The sequence below is a fragment of the Pseudonocardia sp. OZ21 genome (genome assembly GCF_059359135.1).
Map to the genome: position 1 here is coordinate 25459 of NZ_JCADBN010000032.1, position 6153 is coordinate 31611.

7 protein-coding genes are annotated in these 6153 nt (G+C 70.2%); 3 read left to right on the top strand and 4 right to left on the bottom strand.

All coding sequences use genetic code 11. The features are described 5' to 3' along the window. Positions 1–82 precede the first annotated feature (82 nt). Together AC5L35_RS36740 and AC5L35_RS36745 are read right to left on the bottom strand one after the other, a co-directional pair. Positions 83–763: an NADPH-dependent F420 reductase gene (locus tag AC5L35_RS36740; RefSeq protein WP_495064377.1), complete on the bottom strand. Its 681-nt coding sequence runs from the start codon at positions 761–763 to the stop codon at positions 83–85. Positions 764–808: 45 nt separating this feature from the next. After that, positions 809–1756: a helix-turn-helix transcriptional regulator gene (locus AC5L35_RS36745; RefSeq protein ID WP_495064378.1), complete on the bottom strand. Its 948-nt coding sequence runs from the start codon at positions 1754–1756 to the stop codon at positions 809–811. 104 nt (positions 1757–1860) lie between these two features. Here AC5L35_RS36745 and AC5L35_RS36750 point away from each other — a divergent pair, with 104 nt between their 5' ends. Beyond that, positions 1861–2286: a VOC family protein gene (locus tag AC5L35_RS36750; RefSeq protein WP_495064379.1), complete on the top strand. Its 426-nt coding sequence runs from the start codon at positions 1861–1863 to the stop codon at positions 2284–2286. Continuing rightward, on the top strand, positions 2283–2864 hold the full coding sequence (locus AC5L35_RS36755; protein ID WP_495064380.1) for a YdeI/OmpD-associated family protein: 582 nt from the start codon (positions 2283–2285) through the stop codon (positions 2862–2864). Before AC5L35_RS36750 ends, AC5L35_RS36755 begins: the two co-directional genes overlap by 4 nt. A 64-nt stretch (positions 2865–2928) precedes the next feature. Here AC5L35_RS36755 and AC5L35_RS36760 read toward each other — a convergent pair whose 3' ends face one another. Continuing rightward, positions 2929–3639 carry a DUF1345 domain-containing protein gene (locus AC5L35_RS36760; protein WP_495064381.1) on the bottom strand — a complete coding sequence of 237 codons (711 nt, stop codon included), beginning with the start codon at positions 3637–3639 and terminating at the stop codon, positions 2929–2931. A gap of 241 nt (positions 3640–3880) precedes the next feature. Between AC5L35_RS36760 and AC5L35_RS36765 the strand changes: the two genes are divergently transcribed. Beyond that, positions 3881–4921 carry an FAD-dependent oxidoreductase gene (locus AC5L35_RS36765; RefSeq protein ID WP_495064382.1) on the top strand — a complete coding sequence of 347 codons (1041 nt, stop codon included), beginning with the start codon at positions 3881–3883 and terminating at the stop codon, positions 4919–4921. A gap of 129 nt (positions 4922–5050) precedes the next feature. On the opposite strand, the gene sbnA is transcribed toward AC5L35_RS36765, so the two are convergent. Continuing rightward, entirely contained in the window at positions 5051–6040 is a 990-nt protein-coding gene (gene sbnA / locus AC5L35_RS36770) for a 2,3-diaminopropionate biosynthesis protein SbnA (protein ID WP_495064383.1), read from the bottom strand. Positions 6041–6153 lie beyond the last annotated feature (113 nt).

Genomic DNA, 6153 nt, shown 5'->3' on the forward strand with positions numbered 1-6153 from the left:
CCGGATGGGTGAACGGAGATGACCCCTGACTACGACGCCCCGGGGTCCGCTGGTCCGGGGGAGTGGCGCGCCCCGGCGTGGCTCAACGCTCCGCGGCTGCCAGCTCGCGTCGGAGCGTGTCGGCACTCGCGGGCACGCCCGGCGAATCCATGAAGTTCGGGTCGCCGCCCGAGTAGACAGGGCCGTACGACGGGGTTCCGGGCTGGAAGCGCCAGCCCTCGGCGAGCGGGCCGACGTCGACCGCGTCATAACCGATCCCGTCGAGGAACGCCGTCACCGTCGCCTTCGCCTGTGCGTCGTCGCCCGCGATCGCCAGCGGGCTGCGCTCGGGAGATCCGGCCGGACGCGGCAGCGCCTGGAGGTGCTTGTAGAAGATGTTGTTGAAGCCCTTGACGACGTGAGCGGTCGACAGGTGCTTCTGGAGCAGCTCGCTGCTGGTGGTGGAGCCGTCGTCCAGCTCAGGGAAGTGCCCGTCGCGATCCGGGTAGTAGTTGTTGGTGTCGATGACGACCTTCCCGGCGAGCGGTTCGACCGGCACGCTCCGGTAGGCCTTCAGGGGGATGGTCACGACGACCACGTCGCCTGCCTCAGCCGCCTCGGCCGGCGTGGCGGCCCGGGCGCGCGACCCCAGCTCGTCGACCAGTTCCTCGAGCGTCTCCGGCCCGCGCGAGTTGCTCAGCACCACGTCGTAGCCACCGGCGACGGCCAGCCGTGCCACGGTGCCGCCGATCAGCCCGGCACCGATCAGTCCGATTGTTGTCATGTCAGGAGTAGCCACGGCACGCGAGGGCGTATTCCCGCCGGGACGTCAGTCACTGCCGTAGCGCTCGACGAGCTCCGATCCCAGGCGGGCGAGCTCGGCCCGGACGGACGGCGGCTCGACCACCTCGACGGTGGCACCCCACCCCGCGATCTTCTCGGCGATCGAGATCGCCATGGGCGCCGCGACGCGGACACGGACGCGCCCGTCGTCGAGCGCGCCGATGGGCTCGCAGTGCCGGCCGAAATGGTCGCGCAGCACCGGCAGCAGGCGTGCGGAGATGAGCACCGTGGCCGAGAGGAGTGAGCGATGCTGCTCCACCTCGTCGACCACCCGCTCCCACTCGCGTGACAGTTCGAAGTCGGCGGGCCTCTCGGCCGCGAGGTCGGTGACGGTCGCCTCGACGATCCGGTCGAGGCGGAACGTCCGCTGTCCCTTCTCGGTGCCGGCGACGAGATACCAGACGTCGTCCTTGTCGACGAGTCCCCACGGGTCGACGAGGCGCCGCGTCTTCGTGTGCCCGCGGCTCTCGTACTCCAGCGAGACCTTGCGGCGGCGGACGACGGCCTCCTGGAGGGTGTCGACCCGCTCGGGACGTGCGCGGTCACGCTCGCCCCACCGCGTGGAGTCGACCACGACGGCGTCGGCTGCGGCCTCCGCTTCGGCCTGGAACGTGTCGGGCAGGGCTCTGACGAGTTTGCGCAGTGCCGACCGGACCGGCGGGTCGACGGCTGCTGCGGGGCCCGCGAGCAGGAACAGTGCCCTCGCCTCGGCCGAGGTGAGGCCGGTGAGGTCGGTGCGGGCGCCCCCGACGAGCGACCATCCGCCGCCGCGTCCCGGCTGGGGATAGACGGGGACGCCTGCCGTGGACAACGCCTCCAGGTCGCGGCGGGCGGTGGCCACCGACACCTCGAGCTCGGCCGCCACCTCGGCCGCGGTCACCCGACCGCGGGCCTGCATCAGGAGCAGCGTGGCCACCAGCCGATCGGCGCGCATGCCACGATCCTCCCAGACAAAGTGCTCATGAGATGAGCACTTCACGGGCCCATGATGACGGTGTTCACCGCGGCGAGAGGCCGCCCCGACTGCAGGGAGCACCGATGTTCCGAGGATTCGCCACCATCAGCTTCTACGCGGACGACCTGGCCGCGGCACGGGACTGGTACACCGAGCTGCTGGGCATCGAGCCGTACTACTTCTTCCCCCCGGCGCCGGCGGCACCGGCGTACGTCGAGTTCAGGGTGGGCGACGACGGGGACGAGATCGGCTTCATCGACCGCAGGTACGCCCCCGGTGGCGCTTCCGCGACCCCCGGTGGCGCGGTGATGCACTGGCACGTCGACGACCTCGCCGCCACGGTGGAGAAGCTGCTCACGATGGGCGCCACCGAGTACCAGCCCATCACCGAGCACGGTGACGGATCAGGGTTCACGACCGCGTCGGTGGTCGACCCGTTCGGCAACGTCCTCGGCGTCATGCACAACCCGCACTACCTCGAGGTGCTCGCCGCCAGGACGACGGCGTGACCGCCGTGGCCGCCGCGACCGGCATGCGCACGTTCCGGGCAGCGAACCGCGCGGAGTGGCGGGCGTGGCTGCAGGACAACTGCGAGACGGCGGACGAGGTCTGGCTGGTGATCCAGCACGCGGGCAGCGGCCCGCCGGGCGTCCGTCACCGCGACGCGATCGAGGAGGCGCTCTGCTTCGGCTGGATCGACAGCCTGGCGCGCAAGCTCGACGCCACGTCGTGGGTACAGCGGTTCAGCCCCCGTAACCCGCGGGGGGCCTGGAGCAACGTCAACCGTCAGCTCGTGGAACAGCTGACCGCGCAGGGGCTCATGACCCCGCACGGCCAGGCGGCCGTCGACCTCGCGAAGCGCACCGGCACGTGGTCGGTACTCGCCGACGCGCAGAACGGCGTGGTCCCCGACGACCTGCGCGAGCATCTCGCTGCCGACGAGGTCGCGTCCCGGCACTTCGAGGCGTTCTCGCGGTCGGCCAGGCGGGGGATTCTCGAGTGGATCGCGCGGGCCAAGCGGCCGGAGACGAGGCAGCGCCGCATCGCGCGGACGATCGAGTGCGCGGCCCGGAACGAGCGGCCCTGACACACGCGGGCGGGCAGCCCGTACGAGTGGGCTGCCCGCCGGTCGATGCGTTGGTGTCCGGAGGTCAGCTGCCGGTGAGCAGACCGACCACCATGGAGATGATCGCGGTGTTGTAGACGAAACCGAGCAGCCCGTGGCAGAGCACGATCCCGCGGGTGCGGGCGTTCTGGACATCGACGTCGGAGGTGGCGAAGGTCGTGCCGATGGCGAAGGAGAAGTAGACGAACTCGAGCAGCGTCGGCGACGGCGTCTCGGGGAACGACAGCGGAGCGTCGTCGCTGTTGAGGTACAGCTGGGCGTACCGCTCGGCGTAGCTCAGGTGCAGGATCACCCAGGCCAGCAGCACCATGACGACGCTGATCGCCTTGACGAAGGCGACGCTCTCGTCGGAGCCTTCGACCGTTGCGATGTTCAGCCCGGCACCGAGCAGGGTGATCGCCGTGGCCAGGGTGATGAGGTAGCTCGTGCGACGGCCGGCCAGTCGCAGTGGCCACCGCTCGTCCCCGCGTCGCGCCCGACGCACCCGGGACACCCGGATGCCGGTGTAACACAAGGCGAACAGCAACCAGGCCACGCTCGACAGGACGAAGCTGGCGGAGTCCACCGCGGCGTCGTCGGGATCCATGATGTAGGCCAGGCTGGCCAGGAGCAGCAGGATGTCGACCGCGTTGGTCACCAACCGGCCGGGCGAGAGACCCGGCGACGTGGTGACGGGGCGCGGGTCCTGGGCTACGGCCGGTTCTGCTGCCTCGGTGGACACGGTGTTCTGGTTCACTGGGTTGTCGGTCCCTGCTGGTCGTCGTGGATCAGTGGAAGAGAAGCCCTGCAGTTTGCCGACGTCGTTGGCGTGCGGGGTGACCAGATGGTGCGTGACCGGCTCGGTTTGGCCCGCCTCCAGCGCCTCGCACCTGGGTCATCGCTCGTGAGCGCGTGGATCATAGCCACTGTCGATCCGATGTGGATCGCTGCATCCTGATCACGGCTCGGTGTGCTCGGATCGTTCTCGGGAGGGTTCAGTGAGGGTCGCGGTCATCGGTGCCGGCGTGGTCGGGCTGTCCACTACCGCCGAACTGCAGCGACGCGGCGTCGATGTGGTGTGTCACGAGCGGGCGGGCCCGCCGATGGCCCAGCGTTCGGCCGGGTCGTCACGGATCTTCCGGCTGGCTCATCCCACAGCGGACCTGGTGCGGCTCGCGCAGGCCGCCCGGGAGGGGTTCGGCCGCTGGGAGGAGGCGTCACGCACGGCGATGATCGCGCCGAGCGGCTGTGTGATCAGCGGGGACCAGGTGCGGGGATGGGCGGCCGCGATGGCCGCTGCCGGGGCAGCACACGAGATCGTCGACGGGGGGTCGGGACGGCTGCGGCTTCCGGTGCGCACGCGGCCGTCCGGAGCGTTGGTCGACCCGTCGGGTGGTGTGGTCGACGTCGACGCCGTGCGGGCCCATCTGGTCGGGGTGACCAGCGGCGCTGTTGTCCAGGACCATGTCTATGGGCTCGAGACCACCCCTACCGGCGCAACCGTGTGGAGCTCAGCGGGCACGGACCGGTTCGACGCGGTTCTGCTGGCGGCCGGGACCGGGACATCGCCGCTCGCCGCGCAGGTCGGCATCTACACCCCACCCGCATTGGCCCACCACGTGCGGTTCACCTTCCCGGTCGACCCGGGGGTGGACTGGCAGTGCTGGATCGACAAGCCCTCCGCCGGCCTGGCCACCTACCAGCACCGGACCGGTCCAGGCCGGTGGGCGGTGGGGGGATCGATCGATCCCGGGCTGGTGGCGTGGGAAGCGGGCCGGGACGCGGCGACATCCGCGTCGCGCGACGCCGTCGCCCGGTACGCGCGCGAGCACCTCGCGGTCGACCCCCGCGTCGTGGACACGCTGTACTGCGTCACCACACCGGGCCTGGGCGACGGGTTCGAGTTCCGCCGCAACGGGGCGATCCTCGCGGTGTCCGGCGAGAACCTGTTCAAGTTCGCACCACTGCTGGGCGAGGTACTCGCGCAGGCCTGCACCGAGGGGTCGACACCTGCGGTCGCGGACCTGGCCGGCCGGTAGAACGCCTCGATCGAACAGCTTTGCGCTCGCGGGCGCCCGAGGCGACCACGGCACAGCCGGACCGCGCCGGTGCGGTCAGCGGCTGCGCGACCTCGGTGAGGTCGAATGTGGCCGTGTCGGTGGTGCGGATCAGGCCGACCGGGAGCCGGCGGTGAGCTCGTCGGCGGCCTCGAGCACGTCCTCGCCGTAGAGGTCGTGCACCCAGTTGGACTGGTAGACGGTGTCGAGGTAGCGCTCACCGAGGTCGGGGGCGATGGCCACCGAGGTGAGGTCGCCCGCGTCGTGCTGGGCCAGCCAGCTCATCGCGCCGCTGACGACCGTGCCCGTGGAGCCGCCGAACAGGAACCCACTGCGGGCCAGCCGGTGGCAGGCACGAATCGTGTCCGCCTCCTCGACGAGCACCACCTCGTCGACGTAGGACTCGTCGAGCAACGCCGGGCGGACACCCGTGCCCAGCCCGGGGATCATGCGACGACCCGGTGCACCACCGAAGGTCACCGACCCGACGCTGTCGATCGCGACGATCCGGACCGGGCGGTGCCACTCCCGGAAGAAGCGCGCGCAGCCCATCAGGGTGCCGGTGGTACCGGCCCCGACGAACAGCACGTCGAGCCGCGGGAACTCGTCGGCGATCGCCGGGGCTGTTGTGCGGTAGTGCGCCCTCCAGTTACCCGGGTTCGTGTACTGGTTCAGCCACACATAACGCGGGTCCGAGGCGCACAGCGAGCGGACGTAGTCGATCCGGGCGCCCAGGAAACCACCGACGGGATCCGGTTCGGTGATGATCTGCACCTGGCTGCCCAGTGCCTCCATCAGCCGCCGGGTGGCGAGGTTCGAGCGGGAGTCGGTGACGCAGACGAACCCGTAGCCCTTGCTCGCGGCGATCATGCTCAGCGCCACGCCGAGGTTCCCGGAGGACGACTCGACCAGTACCGATCCCGGTCTGAGGAGCCCGTCGCGTTCAGCGGCCTCCACCATCTCCGAGGCCGCTTTTAGCTTGATCGAGCCGGCGAAGTTGAAGCCCTCGCACTTCAGGAAGAGCGAACGCCCGAAGATCGACTGGAGGTCGACGTAGAGCTCATCCTCGTTGAAACCCTGAGGGACGGAAATGACAGACACGATGGCCTCCTCAATTACAGCAGAACATTCGGCTGCTCACCCGTACCGGCGCAGCTCGTGGAAGAAGTCGTCGACGACGTGCAACTCGCCGGAGCGGGTCACCTCGTCGTAGA